Source organism: Ekhidna sp., assembly GCF_039940915.1.
In the GTDB taxonomy this organism is placed as follows: domain Bacteria; phylum Bacteroidota; class Bacteroidia; order Cytophagales; family Cyclobacteriaceae; genus Ekhidna.
The window spans coordinates 927,344-952,305 of the sequence record NZ_JBDVFO010000002.1; the positions used below are offsets into that span (position 1 = coordinate 927,344).

Annotated in this window: 28 protein-coding genes; 16 read left to right on the forward strand and 12 right to left on the reverse strand. The window is 38.4% G+C overall.

Going from position 1 to position 24,962, the window contains the following annotated elements; genetic code table 11:
* Nucleotides 1-23 precede the first annotated feature (23 nt).
* A complete protein-coding gene (locus ABJF57_RS09245) occupies nucleotides 24-893 on the forward strand; it encodes a sigma-70 family RNA polymerase sigma factor (protein WP_462234524.1) in 870 nt (289 codons plus the stop codon).
* Between the two features lie 74 nt (nucleotides 894-967).
* Nucleotides 968-1,366 carry a hypothetical protein gene (locus ABJF57_RS09250; RefSeq protein ID WP_462234525.1) on the forward strand — a complete coding sequence of 133 codons (399 nt, stop codon included), beginning with the start codon at nucleotides 968-970 and terminating at the stop codon, nucleotides 1,364-1,366.
* 1 nt (nucleotide 1,367) lies between these two features.
* Here ABJF57_RS09250 and ftsH read toward each other — a convergent pair whose 3' ends face one another.
* Entirely contained in the window at nucleotides 1,368-3,296 is a 1,929-nt protein-coding gene (gene ftsH, locus ABJF57_RS09255; RefSeq protein ID WP_462234527.1) for an ATP-dependent zinc metalloprotease FtsH, read from the reverse strand.
* Between the two features lie 180 nt (nucleotides 3,297-3,476).
* On the opposite strand from ftsH, the gene ABJF57_RS09260 reads away from it, so the two are divergent.
* Nucleotides 3,477-4,424 carry a calcium/sodium antiporter gene (locus tag ABJF57_RS09260; RefSeq protein ID WP_462234529.1) on the forward strand — a complete coding sequence of 316 codons (948 nt, stop codon included), beginning with the start codon at nucleotides 3,477-3,479 and terminating at the stop codon, nucleotides 4,422-4,424.
* Between the two features lies 1 nt (nucleotide 4,425).
* Here ABJF57_RS09260 and ABJF57_RS09265 read toward each other — a convergent pair whose 3' ends face one another.
* Both ABJF57_RS09265 and ABJF57_RS09270 read right to left on the reverse strand, forming a co-directional pair.
* Complete coding sequence (locus ABJF57_RS09265) at nucleotides 4,426-5,199, reverse strand: hypothetical protein (RefSeq protein ID WP_462234531.1); 774 nt, start codon at nucleotides 5,197-5,199, stop codon at nucleotides 4,426-4,428.
* A 4-nt stretch (nucleotides 5,200-5,203) separates the two neighbouring features.
* Nucleotides 5,204-5,698 carry a YciE/YciF ferroxidase family protein gene (locus tag ABJF57_RS09270; RefSeq protein WP_462234533.1) on the reverse strand — a complete coding sequence of 165 codons (495 nt, stop codon included), beginning with the start codon at nucleotides 5,696-5,698 and terminating at the stop codon, nucleotides 5,204-5,206.
* A gap of 134 nt (nucleotides 5,699-5,832) precedes the next feature.
* Here ABJF57_RS09270 and ABJF57_RS09275 point away from each other — a divergent pair, with 134 nt between their 5' ends.
* The 5 genes from ABJF57_RS09275 to ABJF57_RS09295 all read left to right on the forward strand — a co-directional run bounded on the left by ABJF57_RS09275 (nucleotide 5,833) and on the right by ABJF57_RS09295 (nucleotide 8,943).
* On the forward strand, nucleotides 5,833-6,333 hold the full coding sequence (locus ABJF57_RS09275) for a hypothetical protein (RefSeq protein WP_462234535.1): 501 nt from the start codon (nucleotides 5,833-5,835) through the stop codon (nucleotides 6,331-6,333).
* A gap of 29 nt (nucleotides 6,334-6,362) precedes the next feature.
* Complete coding sequence (locus tag ABJF57_RS09280; RefSeq protein ID WP_462234537.1) at nucleotides 6,363-6,734, forward strand: GerW family sporulation protein; 372 nt, start codon at nucleotides 6,363-6,365, stop codon at nucleotides 6,732-6,734.
* An 81-nt stretch (nucleotides 6,735-6,815) separates the two neighbouring features.
* Entirely contained in the window at nucleotides 6,816-7,733 is a 918-nt protein-coding gene (locus ABJF57_RS09285; protein WP_462234539.1) for a DnaJ C-terminal domain-containing protein, read from the forward strand.
* Nucleotides 7,734-7,736: 3 nt separating this feature from the next.
* On the forward strand, nucleotides 7,737-8,087 hold the full coding sequence (locus ABJF57_RS09290) for a PH domain-containing protein (protein ID WP_462234540.1): 351 nt from the start codon (nucleotides 7,737-7,739) through the stop codon (nucleotides 8,085-8,087).
* 106 nt (nucleotides 8,088-8,193) lie between these two features.
* Nucleotides 8,194-8,943, forward strand: a complete 750-nt coding sequence (locus tag ABJF57_RS09295) for a CBS domain-containing protein (protein WP_462259597.1) — start codon at nucleotides 8,194-8,196, stop codon at nucleotides 8,941-8,943.
* A gap of 10 nt (nucleotides 8,944-8,953) precedes the next feature.
* On the opposite strand, the gene ABJF57_RS09300 is transcribed toward ABJF57_RS09295, so the two are convergent.
* Nucleotides 8,954-9,838 carry a universal stress protein gene (locus ABJF57_RS09300; protein WP_462234544.1) on the reverse strand — a complete coding sequence of 295 codons (885 nt, stop codon included), beginning with the start codon at nucleotides 9,836-9,838 and terminating at the stop codon, nucleotides 8,954-8,956.
* A 192-nt stretch (nucleotides 9,839-10,030) separates the two neighbouring features.
* On the opposite strand from ABJF57_RS09300, the gene ABJF57_RS09305 reads away from it, so the two are divergent.
* On the forward strand, nucleotides 10,031-11,323 hold the full coding sequence (locus tag ABJF57_RS09305; protein WP_462234545.1) for an acetyl-CoA hydrolase/transferase family protein: 1,293 nt from the start codon (nucleotides 10,031-10,033) through the stop codon (nucleotides 11,321-11,323).
* 234 nt (nucleotides 11,324-11,557) lie between these two features.
* Nucleotides 11,558-12,781 (forward strand): phage integrase SAM-like domain-containing protein, encoded by a 1,224-nt coding sequence (locus tag ABJF57_RS09310; protein WP_462234547.1) that lies wholly within the window; start codon nucleotides 11,558-11,560, stop codon nucleotides 12,779-12,781.
* Nucleotides 12,782-13,287: 506 nt separating this feature from the next.
* Here ABJF57_RS09310 and ABJF57_RS09315 read toward each other — a convergent pair.
* The gene (locus ABJF57_RS09315; RefSeq protein ID WP_462234548.1) at nucleotides 13,288-13,515 is read right to left on the reverse strand and encodes a helix-turn-helix domain-containing protein; all 228 of its coding nucleotides are present in this window, start codon (nucleotides 13,513-13,515) and stop codon (nucleotides 13,288-13,290) included.
* Between the two features lie 94 nt (nucleotides 13,516-13,609).
* Between ABJF57_RS09315 and ABJF57_RS09320 the strand changes: the two genes are divergently transcribed.
* Nucleotides 13,610-14,059 (forward strand): hypothetical protein, encoded by a 450-nt coding sequence (locus tag ABJF57_RS09320; protein ID WP_462234550.1) that lies wholly within the window; start codon nucleotides 13,610-13,612, stop codon nucleotides 14,057-14,059.
* 952 nt (nucleotides 14,060-15,011) lie between these two features.
* Here the strand turns inward: ABJF57_RS09320 and ABJF57_RS09325 are convergent.
* From ABJF57_RS09325 to ABJF57_RS09345, 5 genes are read right to left on the reverse strand one after another with little or no spacing between them, the layout of a single operon-like run.
* The gene (locus tag ABJF57_RS09325; RefSeq protein WP_462234551.1) at nucleotides 15,012-15,497 is read right to left on the reverse strand and encodes a hypothetical protein; all 486 of its coding nucleotides are present in this window, start codon (nucleotides 15,495-15,497) and stop codon (nucleotides 15,012-15,014) included.
* 14 nt (nucleotides 15,498-15,511) lie between these two features.
* Nucleotides 15,512-15,889, reverse strand: a complete 378-nt coding sequence (locus tag ABJF57_RS09330) for a DUF6678 family protein (protein ID WP_462234553.1) — start codon at nucleotides 15,887-15,889, stop codon at nucleotides 15,512-15,514.
* Nucleotides 15,890-15,910: 21 nt separating this feature from the next.
* Complete coding sequence (locus ABJF57_RS09335; RefSeq protein ID WP_462234555.1) at nucleotides 15,911-16,348, reverse strand: hypothetical protein; 438 nt, start codon at nucleotides 16,346-16,348, stop codon at nucleotides 15,911-15,913.
* Between the two features lie 21 nt (nucleotides 16,349-16,369).
* Nucleotides 16,370-17,293 (reverse strand): hypothetical protein, encoded by a 924-nt coding sequence (locus ABJF57_RS09340; RefSeq protein WP_462234557.1) that lies wholly within the window; start codon nucleotides 17,291-17,293, stop codon nucleotides 16,370-16,372.
* A gap of 6 nt (nucleotides 17,294-17,299) precedes the next feature.
* On the reverse strand, nucleotides 17,300-17,866 hold the full coding sequence (locus ABJF57_RS09345; protein ID WP_462234558.1) for a recombinase family protein: 567 nt from the start codon (nucleotides 17,864-17,866) through the stop codon (nucleotides 17,300-17,302).
* A gap of 271 nt (nucleotides 17,867-18,137) precedes the next feature.
* On the opposite strand from ABJF57_RS09345, the gene ABJF57_RS09350 reads away from it, so the two are divergent.
* The 4 genes from ABJF57_RS09350 (at nucleotide 18,138) to ABJF57_RS09365 (ending at nucleotide 21,915) form a co-directional block, all read left to right on the forward strand.
* Entirely contained in the window at nucleotides 18,138-18,890 is a 753-nt protein-coding gene (locus tag ABJF57_RS09350) for an OmpA/MotB family protein (protein ID WP_462234560.1), read from the forward strand.
* Between the two features lie 49 nt (nucleotides 18,891-18,939).
* Nucleotides 18,940-19,800: a universal stress protein gene (locus ABJF57_RS09355; protein ID WP_462234562.1), complete on the forward strand. Its 861-nt coding sequence runs from the start codon at nucleotides 18,940-18,942 to the stop codon at nucleotides 19,798-19,800.
* Nucleotides 19,801-19,988: 188 nt separating this feature from the next.
* The gene (locus ABJF57_RS09360; protein WP_462234564.1) at nucleotides 19,989-21,086 is read left to right on the forward strand and encodes an AI-2E family transporter; all 1,098 of its coding nucleotides are present in this window, start codon (nucleotides 19,989-19,991) and stop codon (nucleotides 21,084-21,086) included.
* A gap of 37 nt (nucleotides 21,087-21,123) precedes the next feature.
* Entirely contained in the window at nucleotides 21,124-21,915 is a 792-nt protein-coding gene (locus ABJF57_RS09365; protein WP_462234565.1) for a tetratricopeptide repeat protein, read from the forward strand.
* Nucleotides 21,916-21,927: 12 nt separating this feature from the next.
* Here ABJF57_RS09365 and ABJF57_RS09370 read toward each other — a convergent pair whose 3' ends face one another.
* Nucleotides 21,928-22,209, reverse strand: a complete 282-nt coding sequence (locus tag ABJF57_RS09370; RefSeq protein ID WP_462234567.1) for a hypothetical protein — start codon at nucleotides 22,207-22,209, stop codon at nucleotides 21,928-21,930.
* 22 nt (nucleotides 22,210-22,231) lie between these two features.
* Nucleotides 22,232-24,454: an APC family permease gene (locus ABJF57_RS09375; RefSeq protein WP_462234569.1), complete on the reverse strand. Its 2,223-nt coding sequence runs from the start codon at nucleotides 24,452-24,454 to the stop codon at nucleotides 22,232-22,234.
* A 154-nt stretch (nucleotides 24,455-24,608) separates the two neighbouring features.
* Between ABJF57_RS09375 and ABJF57_RS09380 the strand changes: the two genes are divergently transcribed.
* On the forward strand, nucleotides 24,609-24,962 hold the full coding sequence (locus ABJF57_RS09380; protein ID WP_462234571.1) for a response regulator: 354 nt from the start codon (nucleotides 24,609-24,611) through the stop codon (nucleotides 24,960-24,962).

The window sequence follows — 24,962 nt, forward strand, 5'->3', positions numbered from 1 at the left end:
GACTAAAACCAAGCTAAGGAATCATGAAACAACTCACCATTACAGATAATATCACCAAAGTCGATTGCGACTCACTGAATAAGTATTTCAAGGAAATCTCAAGGGAGCACTTGCTCACCGCTGAAGAAGAAGTTGAGCTAGTTAGACGGACTAAACAAGGAGATCAAGCTGCCAAAAATAAGCTGGTCAAAGCCAATCTGCGATTTGTCGTTTCAATTGCCAAGCAATATCAAAATGGGTCTGTTCCACTCAGCGATTTAATCAATGAGGGGAATATTGGGCTCATTAAGGCTGCTGAACGTTTTGATGAAACAAGAGGATTCAAGTTTATTTCCTACGCTGTTTGGTGGATTCGTCAAGCGATTCTAAGTGCGTTAGATGAACAGTCAAGAACCATTCGAGTGCCTTCCAACAAGATTTCTAATATGTCACGAATCAGAAAGATCAAGGATGAGTGGGCTAAGAAAAACGGAAGATTCCCTACCATTGAAGAATTGGCTGAACTTATGGATATGGATGAGGATGAAATTGAAGAGATAGACAAGTCATTTAATAAAACGTCCTCATTAGATTCCATCTATGGAACGGATGGAGAACAATTATTGATGGAGTTCATTCCTGATCAGGAAACGGATGATGCTAATCAACAAACACGCTACTTTGAGCAGTTGAGAAAGGATGTCAGCAAGATATTGTCCAGGCTCGGCGAACGCGAAAAAGAAATTATCAAAATGGTATTTGGGATTGACTATCAAAGCGCGCACTCGCTTGAAGAAATTAGTCATCTGATGGGCATTTCAAGGGAAAGGATACGACAAATCAAAGAAAAAGCACTTAAGAAACTTTCTTACCATGCCGTGAGAAAGAAAATCCAAAAACTCGCAGAGGCTTGATGGATGAATTATTGTCATAAAAGAAGCCGATATAAGTCATGGAAATGTCTACGAAACCCCAATAACATGACTATATGAAAAAAAAGGTCCTTCTATTTGAGGATGACCTGGACTTGAAGGAAAACATCGCCGAACTCATTGAAATCAATGGTTATTCAGTTGAAACATTTTCATCGGATAGTCTGGTCAATACCTCAGTGCTAGAGAAAGACGCTATCGCCATATTCAATACCTCTACAGTACTAAGACCTGTAGATGAATTTATTCACTTACTTGGAGAGAAGGTCGATAGCCTAATAGTACTATGCACTGACGCTAACAATATTTTAACTGATCAAGCTGATGCAAAAATCGTCCTCCCATTTGAAGAGGTAGAGCTGATCAGTACTTTGCGCAAACTTTCCTCCTCCAATGATTTCTTTCGAAATAATGCGCTCAATGGCCTAGTAGGACTAGCATTGACAGTCATTTAATTTACTTCTCGACTAATACCGGATCTGGATCATCAGAACCCACTCTTTTTCCCAGCACTTGTTCCAGATCATGGATAAAAAGCTTTTCTTTCTCAAGTAGCTCTTGTGCCAAAGCCTCTAATTTATCGCGGTTTTTCTTCAAAATAGTCACTGTTTTTTCGGACATCTCGTTAACAAGTTTTCTCACCTCTTTATCAATTAATTGAGCTGTGTCTTCACTGTAAGGCTTACCTAAAAGTCGATCGCTCTCTCCAGTGGAATCAAAGTAACTAAGGTTTCCCATGGACTCACCTAATCCATAATAGGCAACAAGCGTATAGGCAAGTTTCGTTACCTTTTCAAGGTCATCTAATGCTCCGGACGATGCTTCACCGAAGATCAAAAGCTCGGCCATTCTTCCCCCTAGAGCAATGCACATTTGGTCAAGAAACTGTGATCTGGTATATATCTGATGTTCTTCGGGTAAATACCAGGCTGCTCCCAAAGATTTTCCTCGTGGAATTATGGACACCTTAATCAATGGGTCTGCGTCTTTCAGCATCCAGCCAACTAACGCATGCCCTGCCTCGTGCAAAGCCACTATTTTTCGTTCCTTGGACGATATTACTTTGCTCTTCTTCTCCATACCTCCGATGATTCGATCCATGGCGTGATGGAAATCCGATTTCTCTACCGCTTTTTTGTTATTTCTGGCTGCAATCAATGCGGCTTCATTACAAACGTTGGCAATATCAGCACCTGAGAAGCCCGGAGTCTGAGAAGCTAGAAAATCTACATCCAGGTCTTCAGCAAGCTTCAAGGGGCGCAGATGTACTTTGAAAATCGCCCTTCTTTCAGTTTTATTTGGTAGCTCAAGGTAAATATGCCGATCAAACCTACCGGGCCTAATCAATGCCCTATCCAACATATCTGCCCTGTTGGTTGCCGCAATCACGATAACACCTGAATTAGAACCAAACCCATCCATCTCTGTCAAAAGTTGATTAAGTGTACTTTCTCTTTCGTCATTGGATTGGAAGGCTTTGGCATTTCCGCGGCTCCTGCCTATGGCATCAATTTCATCAATAAAAATGATACAAGGTGCCTTGGCTTTGGCTTTGTTGAACAAATCTCTTACCCTGGAAGCCCCTACTCCAACAAACATTTCCACAAATTCCGATCCTGAAATGGAAAAGAAAGGAACAAGAGATTCTCCAGCCAAAGCCTTCACCATGAGCGTCTTCCCTGTTCCAGGTGGGCCTACCAAAATAACACCCTTGGGTATTTTCGCTCCCAATTCAGTGTATCTGGTTGGATTCTTAAGGAAATCTACAATCTCCTTCATCTCTGCCTTAGCCTCATCCAGACCAGCTACATCACCAAATGTTACCAATTGTTTACTGTTTGCATCACGAAACCGTGCAGTTGTCTTACCAAAATTAAATATTGACTTTCCTCCAGGACCTCCTTTCCCCATCCGGCCAATCATGAAAAACCAAAAAAGCAATAACAAACCAAAAGGTATCAAAAAGGTGAGTCCATCATACCAATTCGTCCTTGTCTCAAACTTTACCTCGATATAATCATCCTCTTGCTGCAACTGGGATAGATTATTTTCAAATGTTTCAATAGAGCCTATTTGAAAAAAGTAATGTGGTCCACTGGACGGTAAATCTTGAATATCATTGTGGTTATGTAGCGTTCCTGGCTTCATAAAGACTTCTACATTCTCCTTATTCACCACTATCAAATGATCAACGTCTCCAGAAGAAAGTATTTCTCTTTTGAATCGATTCCAGGTTATTTCTGTTGGTTTGGCGGTCTCAGTGACCCAATAATACAATGCCAGAAAAATAATGATCAGAAAAAGGTATGACCAAATGCCAAAGGATTTGTCTGTTTTATTAAGATCTGGCTTATCTCTTAAGTCATCAAGGTTTTGATTGTTCATAGCTGTAACATCCAAGTGTCAATAACGGAATTATAATGGAGAAAAGAGGTGATAATGCTCAAGCTAGAACTTGATTCACATCAGACTTACTGACCATTTTCAAACATTAGAATGACCCACATCATTCAACAAGTTTTGTTTTGGAGTTATGGTTAACCTTAGAACAAATGATGGCTTAAGATGTATGACCTAGGGTTTCTATTATTGGGGATAATTGGTTTATGGCTAGGGACTGAATTAGTCGTGAGAAAAGCTATCATTCTCACTCAACGATTCAATGTTTCATCCGTTTTCATCGGGCTGTCCATACTTGCATTTGGAACAGACCTACCCGAATTGATAGTGGCCATTAATGGTGCCATTCATAATTATCAAGGGATCGAAAGCTCTGGGGTGATCGTTGGAAATGCAATAGGAAGTTCCATCAGTCAAATTAGCATCATCATAGGGCTGACAGCTATTATTCATTTTTTAGCTGCCGGCAAAATCCAGATTCGTCAGTTGGCAGTTGAGTTAATAGGCGCTATAATTCTCCTGGCTTTAGTAGCTTTTGATTACGTGATAACCTGGAATGATGGAGCTATTCTCATTATTGCATTCCTTATCTATTTCATCACTCATCTGAATCGTGAACGAACAAATAAGATTGAGAAAGTAGAAGAAAAATCAATATTACTTAATACCACATCACATATCCTCATCTTAATTCTTGGATTGGGAATAGTGATCTTATCTTCTGAACTCACGATCAATAGAGCGCTCAAACTTGCAAATACCTGGGACGTAGATCAGTCATTCATTGGTGCGGTAATTATTGGGCTTGGCACCAGTCTTCCTGAATTAGCTATTTCAATAAGTGCCATTTTGAAGAACAAACCTGGTCTCTCCATTGGGAACATCATTGGCAGCAACATCTTCGACATTTTGATCCCAATTGGCATCAGCTCGCTCATATCCAACATCTATATTGAACCATCTATTCTACTATTCGATATGCCTTTCCTATTATTCATCTCCATTGTGGTCATCTACTTTTTAAGTAAAAAGAAAGGATTGCAAAAAAAAGAGGGTTTAGGGCTGTCTATTCTCTATCTCGTATATGTATTTCTAAAATATGTGCTTTGGTGAGCTATTGACTTTCTAGTCTTTCTTTCAATCTTTCCATTCGTTGTTTGGCCGGTAGGTAGCCCATCTCAAAAGATGTTGTAAAAGCGTTCAAAGCCTCTTCCAGGTTCTTTCTTTTTTTCTTAGGAGCTAGTTTTATTTTCCCAGCCAATTCTTCTAATCCTTCCCCTTCTGCAAAATAAATCTCAGCCTCGGTCAATTGGACCAATCCCATCAGCCCCATGACCTCCATCTCTGCAAGAGCAACATCCATACGTGAAAAGTCTAGGGATTTTTGTGTTTTTTGCAACGCTGATTCAGTGATTTCCAACCTCCCTTTGAGAGAGTCTTCTACATTTCGATATTGATTAACACTAATTTGCAAGCGGTTGATTTCGTCATTCTTCTGCTCTACGGTTGTCTTCAGCCGGTCTACTTGAATGGAATAAGTTCCACTTATATTTTCCAATTCTCTAATTGCCCATTCAGTTTTTTGAAAGTATTGATTGAGATGCTTAATCTTTTGTAAGTAATCCCTGTCTTCTACTCCTACTTCAAGGTCTACAAGTACTGACTCCCTCCTTAGATCAATAGAGTCAAGATACTGACCAACAACCTCCAGTAGCCCAATGGCATACTCTCCAGTTTCAAATGCTGCCTCTAAGGAATCTACTTTCATCTGCAATGCCTTGTTCTCTTCACGTATAGTCGAATCGCATCCTGCGCATAACACAAAAAATGAGGATACAATTAATGGCTTTAGTGATGCCTTAGCAAAGAGAGATATATGATGTTTCATGTTGTTATTGAATAGCTCTTAGGTTAATTTCTTCCTCTGCAAGCTCAGAAAGCCTCGCATCTGTTTGCTTTTCTTCTTCCAAAGATTCCTTGAGTAATACTGCTACATTATACTCTTCCAATTCGTCCGCATAGATGCTCAATGTACCATAACTAGCTATGTTATGATGATTAAGGTGTTGAATAGAAGTAATAATACCTGCATCTCTTACATCATCATCCGTGCATCTTTTTTCTAGTTCAAAAGCCTCCTCTATAAGTCCTCCTACTCCCATGTTATTTTCGCCTCGAATATTCCTTCCAAGAAGTGAAAAAACATCTTCTAGTCGTTCTATCTGCCCTTTGGTTTTTCCTATGTGAGCATCAATAACTCCTCGAAGAGTAGTTGAAGTGGTCTTTTCTCTTAGCTTCTTAAGTGCTTCCAGCTGCTGCCTCTCTCCATCTTTTTGCTCCTTGAGCTGTTCGACGAAGAGTCCCATAAAGTCAGTAATATTTTTCATAGCTCTTTTTCCATAAAGCAATGGCCAGCATCCTCTTTGTTCACTGATGAGCTTCACATAATTTGATGATCCTGCTCATACCAGGTAATCGTAAAGAGGCGTAATCTGATGATCTAAAAAACAGAAGATGACTCATGGTAGGTCTGATCATTGCTACATCTCTCTTCGCCATCATTGCATGGATTTTATTCACTCCGATCATTTTATCCATAGATTCGGAAAGTCATATTTATGAGGTAAGGTTTGGCGGACTAGCCCAAACATGGATCGATACAGAGGAGCATGAACTTACGTTTCATTTGAAGTTGCCGATCTATCATTATCGTAAGCAACTACTCGGCATTCAGTCCAGTGCTCAAAAAAAAGACAAGGAAACTAAACCACAATCATTTTCTTTCAAGAAGGCATGTCGATTCAAAAACATCTTGAAGTCGTTTCACATAGAAACTTTTGCAGCTTCGCTGGATACAGATAATTACATGCTTAACGCTCAATTGCTACCTATCGGAATACTTCTTACAAATAGAGGATTCCCTATTTATATCAATTTTCAAGGAAAGTCATACCTGATCCTGGAAATTCGAAATACACTTTGGCGAATCTTTTTGGCTTACTCAAATCTCAGAAAATATTAAATCTATGTTTCACATAAACTTATAAAATCATGGAAATACACATCGAAGAACTTCTAGAGAAGATCACCGCATTTATCAAATCAGAGGCCACCACTGATACCATAATGGGAGAGTCATTCAAGTTGGGTCAGTTTGAATGCGTCCCTGTTATCCGGGTAGGAATTGGTTTCGGAAGTGGTGCAGGAGGGGGCAACTCACCAAAGAACTCTCAAGGAGAAGGCGGAGGTGCTGGTGCCGGAATGGGGATTGAACCAATCGGTTTTTTAGTAACTAAAGGGGAAGAAATCTCATTCATAGGTGTAAGCAAATCCAGCAAGGGAATAGCAGCAGCCTTTGAGAAAATTCCCGATCTGGTTGAGAAAATGATCTCTAAAAAAGATAAAAAGGAAACTGTCAAGTAAGCAAGACTAAATGGAAAGGCTTTCTCTAAGAAAGTCTTTCTGACTTATCTGGCCTTTTTCGTGAGAATAGCGAGGTTCAAAATGGAATACAAGGATTACTATAAAATACTAGGAGTGGATAAAAAAGCCACCCAAGATGAAATTAAGAAAGCCTATAGAAAACTTGCCATCAAATACCATCCGGATAAAAACCCTGACGATACGAAAGCTGAAGAGCTATTCAAAGAAGTGAGTGAAGCAAACGAAGTGATTGGAGATCCGGTGAAACGTAAGAAATATGATGAACTAGGGGCCAATTGGAAACATTATGAGGAAACCGGCTTTGACTCTTCACGAGGATACACAGACCGATGGCCTGGAAGTGGACAATACGATGATTTTGAAGGAGATCCTTCCGAAATATTTGGTGCAAGTGGTTTTTCTGATTTCTTTGAAACGCTCTTTGGTCAACATAAGAGAGGGCATGGTTTCACGCAAGGCTTTACAGGTGCTGATCTTGCAGGAGAAATCACCATTTCCCTTCAAGAAGCATATTCAGGGACCGAAAGAATCGCCGACTTAGGTTCTGAAAAAATCAGACTAAAAATCAAACCAGGCACATACGATGGCTTAAAGTTGAAGGTCAAAGGGAAAGGTCAACGGGTAAGTGGAGGCAAATCTGGAAATCTCTTTTTAACTGTGAGAGTACTAGGGGATCAAGCTTATCATAGAAAAGGAGATGATCTATATATGGATGTTTCAGTAGATCTTTTCACAGCTCTTTTGGGCGGAAAAGAAGAAGTGAATACGATGGCAGGAAAAGTAAGCATTTCAATTCCCGCTGGCATACAAAATGGAAAAACCGTAAGGTTAAAAGGGAAAGGCATGCCTGTTTATAATAAGAAGACATTTGGTGACCTGTTTGTAAAACTGGCAGTTAAGCTACCAACGAGTCTCACTGAAGAGCAAAAAGAAATGGCCTTGAGGCTAAAGGAGAGTTTTCAAACAGCATATGCATAAGCTATGAAATACGCTATCATTAAATCAGAATTGGGCTTTCCAAATGAAGTTTTATCAAACTTAGCAGAAGCACTCAGAAACAAAGAACTTGCATACAGTGCGAGCTCATTGATGCAAACAAGCCTTGATCAAATATCAGAAACAGTAAATCGGGCCATAAAAGTGTGCCTGGCTCAAAAAATCCCGGTAAATGAACACTTCAAACGTGTTTACATAGTTGATGCAGAAACTCACGAAATCATTAGAGACTGGAAACTCTCCAGGCTTGGATATGCACTCGTACTATTAAATGGCAATACTGAAAATCCCTTAGTAGCGAATACTCAAATAGAATTGCTGAGGGTACTTCTTTAATTGCTTAATCAACATCAGATAATAACGTAAGCCAAATCATACCTAACCTTATCCATTCTTCTTTTTTTCATAAGAAAAAACTATGGAAACTCTTGTGAAGGATCTTATGACACGCAAAGTCCATTCGATTGGGCTCTCAAATTCTCTTATTGAAGCGCGAGATATGTTGTTGAAATATCACGTTCGTCATTTACCAGTCATGAATGATGGAAAGTTGGTTGGAATACTAAGTCGAACAGATGTAATGAGATTAAGTTTTGGTGATGTGTATGATGAAATAGAGACCCAGACAGATGCGGCTTTGTTCAATGCTCTGACGATAGAAGATGTTATGGTTAGCCAACTAAGAACGGTGGCATCCTCTGACCCTATAAGCGTGGCTTCAGAAATATTCATTGAAGAAGAGTACCATGCATTACCCGTGGTAGCAAATGATGAGTTGGTAGGCATCATTACAACTACGGATATCATAAGCAGTTACAATCGCGAACATAGCGACATGAAAATTCCTCAAAAGTATACCGAGGAGCGACCATGGGGAGGCTTTGTTCAGTTTTGTGAAAACAAGCTTTGTACAGTGAAGCTTATAAATGTCAATCCAAACGAAGAACTAAGTCTTCAATACCACCGAAGCAGGAATGAATTCTGGAGAGTGGTGCAGGGAAAAGGTCAGGTAATCATTGGAAGAAAAAAACTTGAAGCTAACCCTGGAGATGAATTTTCAGTGCCAGCAAAAACCAAACATCGCATCATGACGCAAGAGTTTCCCCTGCAAATCCTGGAGATCTCATATGGTATTTTTGATGAGAAAGATATTGTCAGATTAATTGACAAATACCACAGAATAGAGCAGTGAAGCTATATACTTATTTGACTTGAACTTCTTCTTCATTACTCTTAAAAAGGTCAATATTCTTTGCTTCTTTATCCAACTTGTAGGTCCATACCGGAATGCTTATGCGATTGATTGTATCTTCTGTAATACTCCCAGAAAGAAGGTGTGCGATTCCTCTTCGCGCATGAGTAGCCATGGCAATCATATTGGCTCTTGACAGTGTGGCATGAGCCAGAATCCCCTCTAGAGGAACCGTACTGCAGATGATACTTAGCAGGCCATTGTTAATTCCATATGTTTTCATCAATGAGTTGAACTTCTTTCGTACCTCGCCCTCATTTTCTCTACAGTGATTGGTTCGAACCCATACGAATTCCATGTCAGCTTCAAAAAATTTTTGCAAGCGAGCCAAATTTTTCATGAAACCATCTTGTATTTCAAGAATGTCAAGTGGTACAAGAATTTTGCTAATTGCATTCATTTCTACATGAGATGGCACGGCTATCACAGGACAATTTGTCCTACGAACTACTCTTTCAGTATTGGACCCTATAAAAGTCTCTTTAAGTCCTGAAGCTCCATGCGTTCCAACCACGATGAGGTCAATACCTTCAGAATCTACCATATCCTTCACAGCATCTATTAGATTGAGGCCAGATATCTTGGTTTCAACCTCTACTTTGTTACCCAATCGTTTTTGAAATGTTTGTAGTTTGCCCTCTATCGCTTTTTCAAGCTCATCAATGAATGGTTGTGGATTGATTGTAACTCCATATGAAAATTCATTAAAGTAATGAAAGTAAGCACTGTGTAACATGATCAAGCTTGCATTTGAAGCTTTAGCTATCTGCATAGCAAATTCAGCAGCATGAAAACTGACTTCTGAAAAATCTGTAGGCACTAATATCTTTTTCATTTCACAAATCTTTAAGTCAAAAATGCCTTTGAATGAGATAGAATAGCATGATGTGGGAATGATTAGAACATGATTTGCATCATGTGGGAATGACAGTTATTGAATGAGCTGCCAGACATCAAGCGTTGAGCTGATGCTTATCATCAAAACACTGGTTCAATCGATGGAACTTTGATCTAAATCAATCCTAAAATGAAAAAAGTAACTTCTGCCGTTGAGGCGGTCTCATCTATCCAGTCTTATGAGAATGTTTTTATTCACACCGGAGGAGCCGCTCCCCAGGCGCTGGTCAATGCGCTCGTAGAAAGATCTGATGAGTTAAAGAAAGTACGAATCTACCAAATGCATACTGAAGGGGATGCTCCTTATGCAGAGCCTCAGTATCATGAGAGTTTTGAAGTGGTGGCCATGTTTGTTGGTAAAAACACCAGACAATGCATCAATCAAGGAACAGGTGATTTTCTACCATGCTTTTTCAGTGAAGTTCCTATCATGATGAGAGATGGGATTATTCCAATTGATGTGGCACTTGTACAAGTCTCCCCTCCTGACAAACACGGTTTTTGTTCATTGGGCATTTCTGTTGAAACTACATTAGCAGCAGTAGATCAAGCAAAGAGAGTTATTGCTCAGATTAATCCACAGATGCCACGAACCCATGGCGATGGATTAATTCATGTCAACAACTTCCACTGCATTTTTGAGTGTGATCAACCTTTGCCAGAAATCACCCCACGAAAGCTTTCTTCCGTAGAAAAAAAGATTGGTGAATATGTAGCTGGTATCATCGAAGATGGGGCAACACTGCAAATGGGAATAGGTGCTATACCTAATGCTACTTTAGCATGCCTAAACAACCATAAAGATCTGGGAATTCATACAGAGATGTTTTCAGATGGAATCTTGCCCTTGGTAAACAGTGGAGTTATCAATAACAAGCTGAAGAAGAAACATCCTCATGTTATAGTTTCGGGTTTTTTGCTTGGTACTCGTAAACTATATGATTTTGTGGATGACAATCCTCTGGTTAGACTGCTGGACATAGAGTACGTGAATGATATTTCCATCATAAGAAAACAACCCAAAATGACGAGTATTAACAGTGCGATTGAAATTGACCTAACTGGGCAAGTGTGTGCTGATTCTATCGGGGAGCGAATGTATAGTGGAGTTGGAGGTCAGATGGATTTTATCAGAGGTGCTTCCCTCTCACCAGGTGGCAAGCCGATTATTGCGTTGTCTTCTCAGACTAAAAATGGTGAATCTAAAGTAGTATCTAATTTGAAACCAGGTGCAGGAGTCGTTACAACCCGTGCTCACATTCAGTATGTAGCAACGGAATATGGAATAGTAAATCTTTACGGCAAGAGCCTTAAAGAAAGAGCGAAAGAACTCATCAAAATTGCTCATCCAAACCATCAAGAAAGTTTAGAAAGAGCCTACCACGAAAGATTCTCAATGACTACCAATCATAGTTCATGGTAATTAAACCAAAAAGTATATGCTCTGAAACTTTGAAAAACAAAATAACCAATGGAAAATAAAAGCCTGTAAATCAATGACTTACAGGCTCAATTTAAGTAGTCCGTAGGGGACTTGTTTAGTACAACTCTATTTTATAAAATATGCTCTTATTTACTTTAAAAAGCAATTTATCAAATTCACCTATTGGTATAATACAATATATTATGCTATTTTACGACAGTAATAGCGACAGTAATGTCTACACTGAATTTCTTCATAGAGCAGCATCTTAACAAAACAACATACCCTATTTATATCAGGTATGATCACGCGAGTAAGAAGGTGCTTTTCTCAACAAACTTCAAAGCATCGACAGATCAAATTAATTGGTTAATGGATGGTGCAAGAAAAAAAATTAAAACAAGTGAGCCTCTCAATAAAAGATTCATTGGCCATTTGCGAGCAAATAAGGAGTTAATCAGCAACTATAAAGAAGTACAAGATCTTGTATTTGATGCTCGAGATCTAGGCGACCCATCTGTTCATAAGGTCAAGGAACTATTCAAAAAGAGTAAGGATCAAGTCGAAGTAAAAACCATCATTCATGGAATAGACTATATAGTCAGTAAGATAGAAGGATCTGGAATTAGTGAAAGGACATTGATTAATTATGACAAAAATCTAAGAAAGCACATTGACGGGTTCAATGAATATAAGAGTCGTGATCATCAACTTAATGATTTGGACAAAAATTTCGAGTATGAGTACAAAAAGTACCTTTACAATAAAGATCAACCTTTGAGTGATGGATCGGTAGATAATCAAATTAAATACCTTAAAAGTCTTTGTCGAAAGCTGATTGATCTTGGAATCCCTTGTAATGAACAAGTGCAGTCTTTTAGTAGAATATCCCTCACTTACGATATGGTGTTTCTAACTGCAGTTGAATTGAAGAGACTAATCGATTCTCGAATCACAAGCTCTGACACCTTAGATAGAAAAAAGGATGCCTTTGTTTTTCAGTGCTTAACTGGAATAAGAGTAAGCGACCTGAAAAAATTCAACAAAGATTTAGTTGATGATAAGTATAGATTAAATACTCGTTCTGAAAAGACCGGTACTCTGATAAAAATTCCTTTGGTAGATAAGGCAATAGAAATTGCTGAGAAATACAACTATAACATTCCAGTAGAATCTGAGCAGAAGTACAATGAAGCCATTCATAAATTCATGAAGGAACTTGGGTTTGATCGCAAAGTGGAAAGCAAGAATTATCGCCCACTTCATGAAGTGTGTACTTCGCACACGGCGAGAAAGACGTTTATTTCTTATGCATTGAACAATCTAGGCTTGAGTGTTGCAGAAGTCTCTTTGATAAGTGGCACAAGTCAAGGTACAATTCAGAAGCACTATGCTGGTGCCAATATTGAAGAAATTGAGAATAAAATACTACAAAAATCAACTCGTGAAAACCAATGATATTTTTTGGTATCTTTAAAATGTTCGGTAAAGACTAGCATAGAGCATAAGATCTCAAAATTCAAAGTCATCATTTTAACGAACCACAACATCGGCGGCCTAGCAGTACGCTTGGGGTGTTGTTGTCAAATCCTGCTACCAGGGTAACATGAGCAAAGCAGGAAGAGTTGGACGAAAGGGAGAAACTCGCTAAGGTCATCTATCAACAGATGGAAAATCTTCTAAGCCGGTAAGTTGAGATAAACGGCCGACCCATACTCAAGAATGAGTTTGATGGATAGTCCCCTCAGAGGGTAGTTTACTGAAGCTACGTTCCTAAGGGGAGGACTATCCTCCCCAGCCTAAGAAAGGTTACATAAGGGTATTAGTATATAGTATATATATTAGAGCATAAGTAGTAGAGTACCCGACAATAACACTAATGAGTAGAAAGGATAAATGGGAATAGAATGGGAATATATTAGAGGGTATAATACAAGAAGCAATAGTCAGATAAAAAATGGTAACTAGCTACTCTCGAAGAATTCTGATGGATGAACCTTTAGTTTTTCAGCTAGTTTTATCAAGTTGGCAATACCAGTATTGATATCACCTTTTTCAATTTTTACTATTGTACTGTAGGCAATACCGCTCATATTGGATAAGTCTTCAAGTGTAATGTCTTGGGTACGCCTGATCTTTCTAAATCGGTTTCCAAAATCAACTAAAATCTTCTTTTTCTCTTCACTAGTCACATTTTCAAAAGTGACTCACAGAAAAGATAATAATAATAGCTAATTAAATATATTATATAGTGTATTGAATATATTTAAGTCACAATACACTATAATGAAGTCATTAAAAGAAAAACTGCCTGCCTATTTGCTATTGGCAGTAGTCGCCTACATAGCAACCACAATCATACTTAAAGATCCAATGTTCTTTAAAAGACCATTTGAATCCCATCAGTTTAATGGTACATATCTCTCAGATAAAAAGATTTTTGGTGTAGGTTATGCCTGGGTAATTGATGGAAGTGAAATCAGAGCCTACTCAAACATCTCGGGTAAAAGGACTTTGAGTTGCAGCCAATCTAGACATTCTTTAACTGTAGTACAGTCAGGAGTATCCGAAACGTACTATCCCGATAAAGATGGGAATATAATCATTGCTCAAGGTAAAATGAATTTCATGTCAACATCAATTGATATGGGAATTAAAATGATCTTGGTAGATTTTGAATCAGATCATCAATACACTGAGATCATGACATTGTTAGACACAGCGTATGTGGATTAAACACTGCAGCGCTTATATAATCAAATTGCCAAATAGTGGTAATCTTATATAACAACTTTTTAGTTCAAGTACTTGCTATAGCCCATGAGACTCAAATCCAATTGGTAAAACGATATAATTCTGACCATCTCCATTGCGGATCTATCAAGTATGGTAACTGTGATTAAGCCTATTTTCATAAACCTAAAACATGTCATATCATGTGAAATAGGTCATGTGAAATAAGTACACGGATTAATGGGGTTTATTGGATGTACTGTATGAAATGTATGAGATCATACCTTGTAAAATCGTACACTATAGGCATAACGCTTGTAATGGTTATTCTAATTTTCGAGCATTTATCTAAAAAAATAGCTTCGTTTTATGAGACATCATAAGAATAAACAAACCTAGTATCTTTGAAATAATAAAACCCCTGCTACGAACAGGGGTCATTATGCGGGACAGGATTCGAACCTGCAATCTCTGTCCTTAGTTCAGACAGCGACAATCCATTGTCAGCCTGCATGAGAGTATATTTTAAGGAGCGTGTTACGTTCCTTTTTTTATGTGAAGATACGAAAAATGCAATCCATATTCTTCTGGATTTATCCATATGTCGCACTTTCTTCTTAATGTACAATTCATCTAATACAAGTCGCATCTAGATGCAGATTTCTGATGTTTTCTGCGAAATTTTGAAATTCTCTGTGATTTTGAATTTACAGTTTCTGCAGAAGGCTCATGACCGTCCAAATTGAAAGTTCTTCAAAAAATCCAATTACCATTTCACAAGTCCGCGCTTCGTTTTGTGAGACTAATCCTTTTGCTTATCAATTTCCGTTTTCTCAGCAACCCTCTCCTTCTTCCAAAACACTCTTTGCAAATATTTCCTCAAATGCTTGTGGCGTTCTGGTGACTTACTAAGCTGACCTTTCCTTTTTGTTGACATCTGTTCGTTTTTGTGAGACTATGCTACGCCATTGACACCAAAGTCATAAAATTGTTCTTGATCTAAATTGTATTTGACTTGCCAATATTGACTTCCCCCATCTGAAACGGTAATCCATTCTTCTTTCCAACCATCTGCAAATGAAGATTTAAGCCATAAGCAATTGATTAGTATTACCCTCTCCCCTTTTTCATTGATAAATCCTAGGTACTGGCGCACATACTTTCTTAAGTTTTTATGAATAGCAGGACCATATCCCTTCCCCTGATTAAGACCATCAGAGTTCAAATCATTTATTTCTAGCTTCAGTTTTACTTCTATCTTATCTATCTCCTCAGATGTAGGAGTAAACCTCTTTTCCTCAATCGTAAAAGTCCATGGAGGCATTGCATATTCTGAATTAAATATTGCTCCCCGGTATTTCTTCCCTGAGACCACTTCTGCTGATTGGCCTTGAAGACTTATTGAAGCAACAAGTAGGATATGGGTTATGATAAGTTTCATTCGTTTTATATGACTTAATTACCTGGCTTATATCCGTAGATAGTGTATATACCATTATCAAGTTCAAATGGTATGTTGCAAGATTTTAATCCTTGTTCTATGAAATCAGAATAGTCTGTTTCACTTGGTTCAACCAAACGTCCGACATATTCTTTACCAATAGGATCTATTTTAACCCATTCAATAATCTCAAACCCATCACGTTTGACATCTTCCCACCATACTGGTGTAAAGCTAGAAGTAATCTTATCTTCTTGAATGTACTTAATGATAACATTAGGATTATAATTGGGATCAGATGTAATCGCTGATACTAGCTCATTCCACTTTGTATTATTCATACAAGAATTAAGGTTTTTGTCACTTATTATTTTCAAAGTGTGAGCATCCATTTCATTCGTTTTGTGAGACAGTTATTTAATTTGGTCTTTCACTAGCTCAATAAATTTAGAGGTTTGGGTGGTTTGAATTACTAGCTCCTTTTCCAAATAATTCTCAGGCTTGAATCTCAGTTTAATTCTGTCACCTTTTCTATGGACGCTTGTAACCTTACTCAAAGGGATTTTGTGTAAAATATCGTATTTAGTCATGAAGCTGGCTATGAATTTATTTCCTTTTACCCACAGCTCTGTATCTGTTACCACCAGATCTACGCTATTACTAATAGCTCCCAATTTGGTCCACAATGACTTATTTGACTTAACCGATGCCTTTCGATCACGATATAAAACCTTAACTGTATCAATTGGAGGAAAAATGCTCAGGGCTTTTTGACCACGCCTGTAGGTATAATACATTAACGTTCCCGCAAACAACAACCAAATTAATAATACTATTAAGCCTTCATTCATTTCATTCGTTTTGTGAGACACCTATTTTTCAAAATCGCGTTTGACAATTTCTCCAAGTTCATCCATCATGTTTAGGAAACTATGAAGTTCATCAGTCTCTAGTTTAAACTTCCTTCCTAAGAAATGTTTGTACTGAGGAACTTTCTTTACAAAGTCATCATCAATAACACCGAGATTATGCTCGAAAACATGTCGCAATTGAAAGTACTTTAATAAATCAGGAAAATTGGAGTGTTGGTCAGAAATTCTATTGTTAAGCTTCTCATCTAAAACACTTAAGTTTTGAAACAAATTTCTAGGTCTGGCAGGATACAAGTTTGGTTTCCTCTTTCTCAATTCCTTTCCAAGTGCATCGAAAATTGCAATTGCTGATCTTAGAATATTGTTAAGAGAAAGCTCTCTGATTTCATTGGGAATGTCCGGTTTGGAGAAAATCCCTAGCTGATTTTTTACAATTTCAAGAGATTTATTAAAAACCAAAAAAGCATTTAACTCTTTACAATCAGGACACTTAGAAAAAATACCATAAACAGCAAATTCAAGTCCACAACTATCGCAAACTAGCTGAGTTTCCAATTCCTCTTCCGTGTAATACTCAACAGGAAAATCTATATCGTTTTTTCCCCTCTTGACCTTAATCTGAATAAAGCTATTCCGTGTTTCCCTCTCAAGACTTTTAAATGAGTCATAGAAATTGTCGAGCATAGGTCTAACTATTTGCTCATAACCTTGCTTCAAAGCAATACTCCTTGCATATTCAATCTGAGATTTTGTCCAGAAAGTGTCTGATTTTCCTTCATAGTCACAATACGGGCAATGGCAATGGTCTGTCGGAAGTCCCGTGCCCGGCTTTAGTTTAAAATATTGTTCACATTCTAAACACTCCCGTCCCATCATTCCTTTTTCATCAGTAGGAATTGTAACAGATACTTTCAAATCTCCCATATTAATTCATTGCTTTAGCCCCTCATTCCGCAAATACTGATAAAGTGTTGATCTACTTGTCTTGAGAGAATTAGTTATTTCAGTAATAGGTAATTCCCTTTTGTACAAAGTTACAGCAGCAGCAGCTTTGTTCTTGTCATACGATCCTTTTGGCCTCCCTCCTTTTCTTCCACGAGCCCTGGCTGCTTCCAACCCATGCTTTGTCCGTTCACTAAGAACTTGGACTTCCATTGCTTTTAAGATTGCAATGATTTGAAAGATCGCCTCTCCCATAGGAGATGTGGTATCAAAGACTCCCTCTTGAATGCTCTTGAATTGAATTCCTTTTTCCTTGAAATCTGATAGAAGTGAAATCAGCTCCTTAGAAGTTCTCCCCAGACGATCTAGACTGTAGACCATTACAACATCTCCTTTTCGAAGCTTACTTAGTAGCTCATTCAGCTTCGGTTTATTCTCGCTTCGCCCTGACAGCTTCTCAGAGAAAATTTCTTCACATCCCACCTTCTTGAGCTCATCAACTTGTAGATCCAAACTTTGATCTTTGGTTGAAACTCTTGCATAACCTATCTTCATTTAAGTTTTATTAAACGTCTATTTGTGAAACTCATTCGTGAGACGAGTTTATGAGACAGAATTTAATAGGATTTGGTAGGAATTAAAAGTGTTTCACTAAACCACCGTTTTTAAAACTGGTATTTCTACCTGCAGATTTGATTGTAGATAAATTTCTACACTTGGGCAAGTGGCTCATCAATTCCCCGACCAGAAGTGCTGTTCTTCGTGGTCTAACCTTTAATTTGATTCTGGCTTGCTTTTTTCATTATAAACATCAAACAATTGAGTTATGAGAAACAGACACAAAAGATTATACAGACCATCATTTTTTATCCTTCTTGTGGTAATCCTTTTAGTAGTACTTACATCAGGATGCGTAAGTCAGAAGAAATATGATACTGCTCTACAGGAAATTGCTCGACTTAGTGTAGACAGTACATTTCAAGAGTATGAGTTGTCTGAAGCAAAATTTGAAAAAGACGGAGTTATTTTCGATCAGAAGAATGAACTGATTGTCAAATCTCAAAAGTTGGATTCTCTGGAAAAGCTTGTGAATAAACAGAATGAAGAATTAGTCCAGCGTAAGGATTTAATTAATAAGCTTCGAAACTCAGACTGGGAGGTACAAGAAAGAGAAGGAGAACTGGTGATCGAGTTAAAAGAGGATCTAGTTTTTAAAGAAGGCAATAGCACACTAAGTTCTAATGGAAAAGAGGTGATCAAAAGTATCGCAAACTCACTCCAAAGCACTGATAGCCAATTCGGACTTTGGGTGGTCGGTCATACAGATAATCAATCATACGCGTCTAAAGAAAAAGACAACTGGGACCTTAGCTCGGAGAGATCATTGGTAGTGGTGAGAGAATTGATCATAAATGGTATTGAACCTGCTATAATTACCTCCTCTGCAAAAAGTAAATATGATCCTAGAGCTCCAAATAAATCAGGTTTGGCCAAGCTTCTAAATCGCAGAACTGAGATCGTTATTGTCCCTCAGGACTCTCCCTACCTCATGGTAAAAAGCCTTCTAAAGCAAAAGTAAACGGATCAATTAGTTGTAACAATCCATCACTCAAATCAAACCTGCTTACATGAAATCAATCCAAAACATACTAGTACCATACGATTTTAGCCAAGAAGCCCAAATAGGTCTTAAATCAGCTTGTGACCTTGCTCAAAGATTCAAAAGCAGAATCCATCTTGGTCACAACATCAAACCAGAAGAAGCTCATACGCTGCTCCATCCGAAAGATGCAATTCTAGAAAATAAAGACACTTTACATCATTTACAATTGGAAAAGCTGGTGAATCAAGCTGCTGTAGATCTAGGAAACGTTTTGGATGAATCTGTTCCTAAAGCCATGAAGGGAATTGTCCATTCAACTTCAGGCACATTTACAATACTGCTGGATGAAATATCAAAAAAAGTGAATGTAGATATGGTGGTGACGGGAACAGATGGTTCAAGAAGTTTTCTGGAGTTTTTTATGGGTAATGATACAGACGGGATCATAAGAAACGCGGATGTTCCGGTAATTGCAGTGTCAGATATCAAAGAGGTGAAGCTTGATAATATATTGATTGCTACAGACTTGAGTAGGGTCATCCCTGAGCGAATCTTTGAGTTGTGTAGGTTTTTACAAAAACAGGGAGCTATCCTTCACTTTGTCAATATTATCACCACAGAGTTGATTACAGTAGAAGAGGTGGAAAAGAAGATTAGTGCTGTTGCAAAAAATAATAACATAAATAACTACCGCTCTCACATCAGTCATAACTCAAATGCAAGTGAGGGTATTCAGCAAGTGGCTAAGGAAATCAGTGCCGACCTGATCCTAATGAAGACCTATGAAAAATCCAGACTATCCACATTTATCGAAGGTAGCCTAGCTGAAAAAATTGCAAGAGAATCAGATGCACCGGTGATGATTGAAAATGTTACCAAAAAATAAATAATCGAAAACCCGATCTACTCGTCGATCTACAAATTAAGAATGAAGTGAATCTATTCGGAACATCAAAGAATGAGAAATCTCTTGCGAAAGCAGGCCGAAAACATGGACAAAAGAACAATAAGGAAATTTCATGAAGGAGCTGGAGGCGTTTTTCAACTAGTAAATACTATCTTCTAAATAAAAAAATGAACCTTTCATTTAAGAATTTATTCTACGTATTGGCATCAGCAATTGCTGGAGTGATTGTTTTAAATTATGCAAAGGATCTACTAATTCCATTATGCTTTGCCCTACTATTCGCATTTATACTTTATCCCGTCATTACGTGGCTTACACGAAAGGGAATCAGCAAAATTATTTCGATCATATTGGCAATGAGTGGAGTCATCCTGATTCAAGCTGCAATTATTTTCCTTTTCTCCACTCAGATCATCGAGGTGACAGGCCAGTATTCAAACCTGACCAGCAAATTGAAGGAGGCTTTGGATGCGTCTATATCCTTCTTAAATAACAAGGTTCAAATTATTCCTGATATAAGATCAAAACAGCTTATTGAGGGTCTATCGAATTTTTTTTCCGACAATGGTTTTCTTATGATATCTGATACCGTTGGGGTTACTAGCTCTTTCTTATCATATCTCGTACTTTCCTTTATTTACACCTTTCTAATCTTACTCTACAGCACCCATTTGGCGAAAGCTGTAAGCCATCTCGGCCCAAAGAAAAACAGAAAGACTGTTAGGAAAATGCTGAAAGAAGTCCAAAAGGTCGGACAGAAGTATTTAACCGGCATGTGTCTTCTTATTATAATACTTGGACTTTTGAACAGCATTGGTTTATTTCTACTGGGTATCGAATACAGTTTTCTATTTGGCTTTCTAGCAGCCCTCCTTGCGGTAATTCCTTATGTAGGGTCTGCTATTGGTGGGCTTATTCCTACTTTATATGCGTTTGTCACGTACGACAGTTATTGGTATCCTCTTGGAGTAATAGCAATTTTTGGGTTGGTTCAATTTCTGGAAGGCAACTTCCTTAGTCCAAAAATTGTTGGCGGAAGTCTGAAAATTAATGCACTCTTTTCAATCTTATCATTGATAGCAGGAGGCTTTCTTTGGGGTATAGCAGGTATGATTCTATTCCTCCCAGGAATAGCTATGCTGAAAGTGGTTTGCAGTTACTTCGATAATCTTAAGCCAATATCTATACTGCTCGGCCATTTGAGCGATGATGAGGGTAAAGAAAAAAAACCTCTAATGAGTCGTCTTTTGAATTTCGGAAAATAGAATCCAGATTGATTTCACATAAAATATTAAATACGTGATGGAGAAGCGAAAACACACACACAAACTGTTGCTATACATTGTGCTTTTTACATTTCTGCTCTCAGTAGGCACATCATCAAGTGCTCAATCCTTTTTTCAAAAAGCAGAGAATAGTTTTGCCAAACGATATAAAAATTTTGATGGTACATATGCCAATAAATTTTATGTGAACAAAGCAGTAAGAGACTACAAAAAATCTGAAAAAACGCCAGAGACGATTGCTGCTCTTCTCAGGGCGTATGAGTTTAAGGCGAGTTACACAAAGCAATCCAAGATTATCAAAAAAAAGATTTATAAAAAGGCAGTTGATCTAGGTAAAAAAGGAATGCGTCAATATCCAGAGAACATTGCCATTAAGTATTACTATATGGCTAACCTGGGCAGGTGGGGACAGGAAGTTAGTATTGTCAAAGCGACGAGAAAAGGAGTTGTGGATGAAATCAGGACTATCAACACAGAGTTGATTGAAATTGACTCAACATTTGATGAAGCAGGTGCGTTGCGAATACTGGGAGCCATGCATTTAAAAATTCCTCGAGTTCCTTTCATAATTGATTGGCCGTCAGAGGAGAAAGCGCTGCTGCTTTTGCGTTCGGCTTATAGACAAGCGCCATTGAATGTTGGTAATGTACTGCTTTATGCTGAAGCATTAATAAAAATCGGTGAAGAGGAAGAGGCAAAGCCTCTGCTCGAAGATATCATGACTCGGAAACCAAGAAAGAGTCATCTCTTAGAAGAGCAAAAAAAGATCGAGGAAGCTACGAGACTTTACAATAAAACCTACTCCTAACAGATTTAAGGGTTATTGAACAGAATCCCTGTTGTGGTAGTGAATAAGATTTTTACAATTACCCTTGTGGGACATCAAACCAAATCCCTGATTAGCCCTTGGGCTTGCTTTCAATATAATATACTCACACCCTTCGATTTCGATGGTCTCAACCGTACCACTATCAATGTCTTTGATTATTGATTCCTTCTCCACTTCCGAGTTTAATCCATCTTCGCTATCCGTACGATCCTGAAGGCCATTGCAAGCGAAAAGGAAGATTGGAAGTATCAATGTGAAGTTTCTCAATTTCATACTGTAATTTTTAGTGTAGTTTTTATGTAATTTCTTTCTCTTTCATAGAATTGACAAAGAGAATATTTCCCAGTCCATTATAGTCTTCAAATACCTCTTTTCCGTGTTGTTTAATACTTTCCATCCTAAATCCTACGATGGACAGATCTGCCTCTTTGGATTTTTCCTTTATAATTCCTTTATAACTAACTCCCTTCTTACTTGGAATAAGCTCCACATTTCTCTTGGTGATTGGCAATCTCCCCTCTTCTATCAACTGAAGAATTCGTGCATTTTCTCCTTCAATTTCATCTTCGGGGAAGATTGCGAATATTTTTATTTGTGACTTCTTCCAGTCTGGATGGCCTGCGATTACATAGGAAAGTAAGATCATGAGCGAAGCATTATCAATGTCATTTTGTGTGATCCAGATATGAATTTGGGCATTAAAACCAAAACCTCTTTCTGAACTTGATAAAATACATATATCAAATCCACCTGCTTTCACTATTGGGAGATTATCAAGAATATCGGTTCCACACCCTTCACCATCTCTGAAAAACTCAAACAAAAAGGTGTTAAAATCTTTACCTGAAACACTCGGAAGCTGGATTGATTGCGCTATTGCAGTTGTTTGCGAAGGCGAGATCAATGTGTCAATGTAGACGTTGCTGTGGGTTATTCCTGCTCGTTTTATAAGATCCTCACGAACCTCATCGGCTTCCGCTAATGATTCCTTGGAAACGTAACCATTAACAAAGTGAAGGTAGGTGCCAAAACCATATCGGTGGGATATCCAGTTCATCAGCTCAAACGCGGACGTCCTTTCAAAGGAACTCTCAGAAACACACATCACCGAAGGTCTCCAGCTTTCAATCACTTCTTTATCCGCCTTTTGCAAAAAGATCTGTAGTTCTCGACTTAACTGAAAAATGACTCCTTGAAAGATTTTGGCCACTCCTTGTTTACCTCCTAAATGCTTAGAAATTCCCAGGTACAACAACACCATAAATAATATAGACAGGATAGCATAAAGCGGCTGCATTTTAAACATGAGAAAAATACAAAGGACAGCTCCGAGCAGAGAAATATACCACCTTGATCTAAAAGATGGTCGGTACGAGGGATCTCCAGCAAAATGTTGCAGAAATGAAATGAGACACAGCGCACCATATGTCACCATGAAGAACATGGAAATAACCCGAGCTACCATGTCTACATTTCCCAACGCGACAAAGATGAAAGCGATACCAAGACTTGCTAAAGTGGCATTCATTGGTTCTTTTTTTGGCCCTTTCCCAGCAGATAAAAATTTATTGACAGAAGCCTTCGGGAAAATCTTGTCCGTCGCGAGTGCTTGTAAAGTTCTTGGAGCTACAAGAATCGAACCCAGGGCCGATGAAACTGTGGCACATGCAAGACCGATTGGAATCATCGGTCCCCAAATCGCAATCCTCGACATGATCAGCTGATCATTGACCAAATCTTCAGGGTTTGCAGAAACTGAAAATTTGTAAGCTAGAAACACGTAAATCACCATACCAATTACGGTCGCGGCAAGTGTTCCCAAGGGAATGGATTTTCTAGGATTCCTAAGATCTCCCGAAAGGCCGACACCTGCTGTCATCCCCGTAAATGCTGGAAAACAAATAGCAAAGACAAAAAAGAAACCATCTCCCCCTTCAATTTTATCAAACAGACCATTGCTTTTATTGGCGGGATCGTCTATTGGGGAGCCAAGGAAAAACATGATAATCGACACAATCAAGATTCCTGCTACAACGTACAGTGCCTTTACTCCTATATCAGCTCCTTTGGTGAGCATCAAAACGCCAAGAAGTATCAATGCCGGAATGCTAACGATGCGTATATCGTGCAGCCCTAAATCGTACGTGTTATTCAAGAATCCAAGTACAGGTTTGAAAGCCTCCGAAAAAGCAATAACATAAAAGGCGACACTTATCGCCTGCGACAAGAAAAGTGCAACACCAATCGCAGCTCCGATGTTTAGTCCAAACGATCGTGATATTATGTAATACTCCCCACCACCTTCAACTTTTTCATTCGTAGCTATTTCTGCGATAGCCATCGCAGTGGGGATCGTTACCAAATGACTTATACCAATGATGGCCAAAGCTCCCAAAAAACCAACACTACCAACAACGAACCCAAATCGGAGAAAAAGGATGGCTCCCAAAATTGTGGATATAGCCGTTAGGAATACGGGTGCTGTACCGAAACCTGTTTTGTTTTTTGAAATCCCCATAGTTAACGTCAAGTTAGTATTAATATCAGTCTGATGTCCTGACTATCAAACAATAGTGCCAGAATTGAAAGAAGCACCTAATCCGTTTATTTGATTGTTAGGGAACTTTGAATCAGGTAACTTGTAGAAAAACTACACACCCTCTCTCCTGCTTATGAAAGTGCTGATTGTAGATGACGAAGAAGATATTGGAATGATGGTTTCGAAATTTCTACTCAATGAAGGCCTGCAAGTGATATATGAGGCTAGAATTAAAGCTGCCAGAAACAGAATCGCTTCGGATCACTTTGGACTCTATTTTTTAGACCTTAATCTTCCAGATGGTACAGGATTTGACTTGATACCGGAGATTAGGCAAAAAAACAAAGAGGCGAAAATTATTGTGATTAGCGCCCACGATGGAGTTGTGGAAATGAAGAGAGCCAAAGAAATGAAAGTAGACCTTTTCATAAAAAAACCATTTACAAAACGTCAGGTAATAGAATCAGTACGCCAAATGAGATCTTGA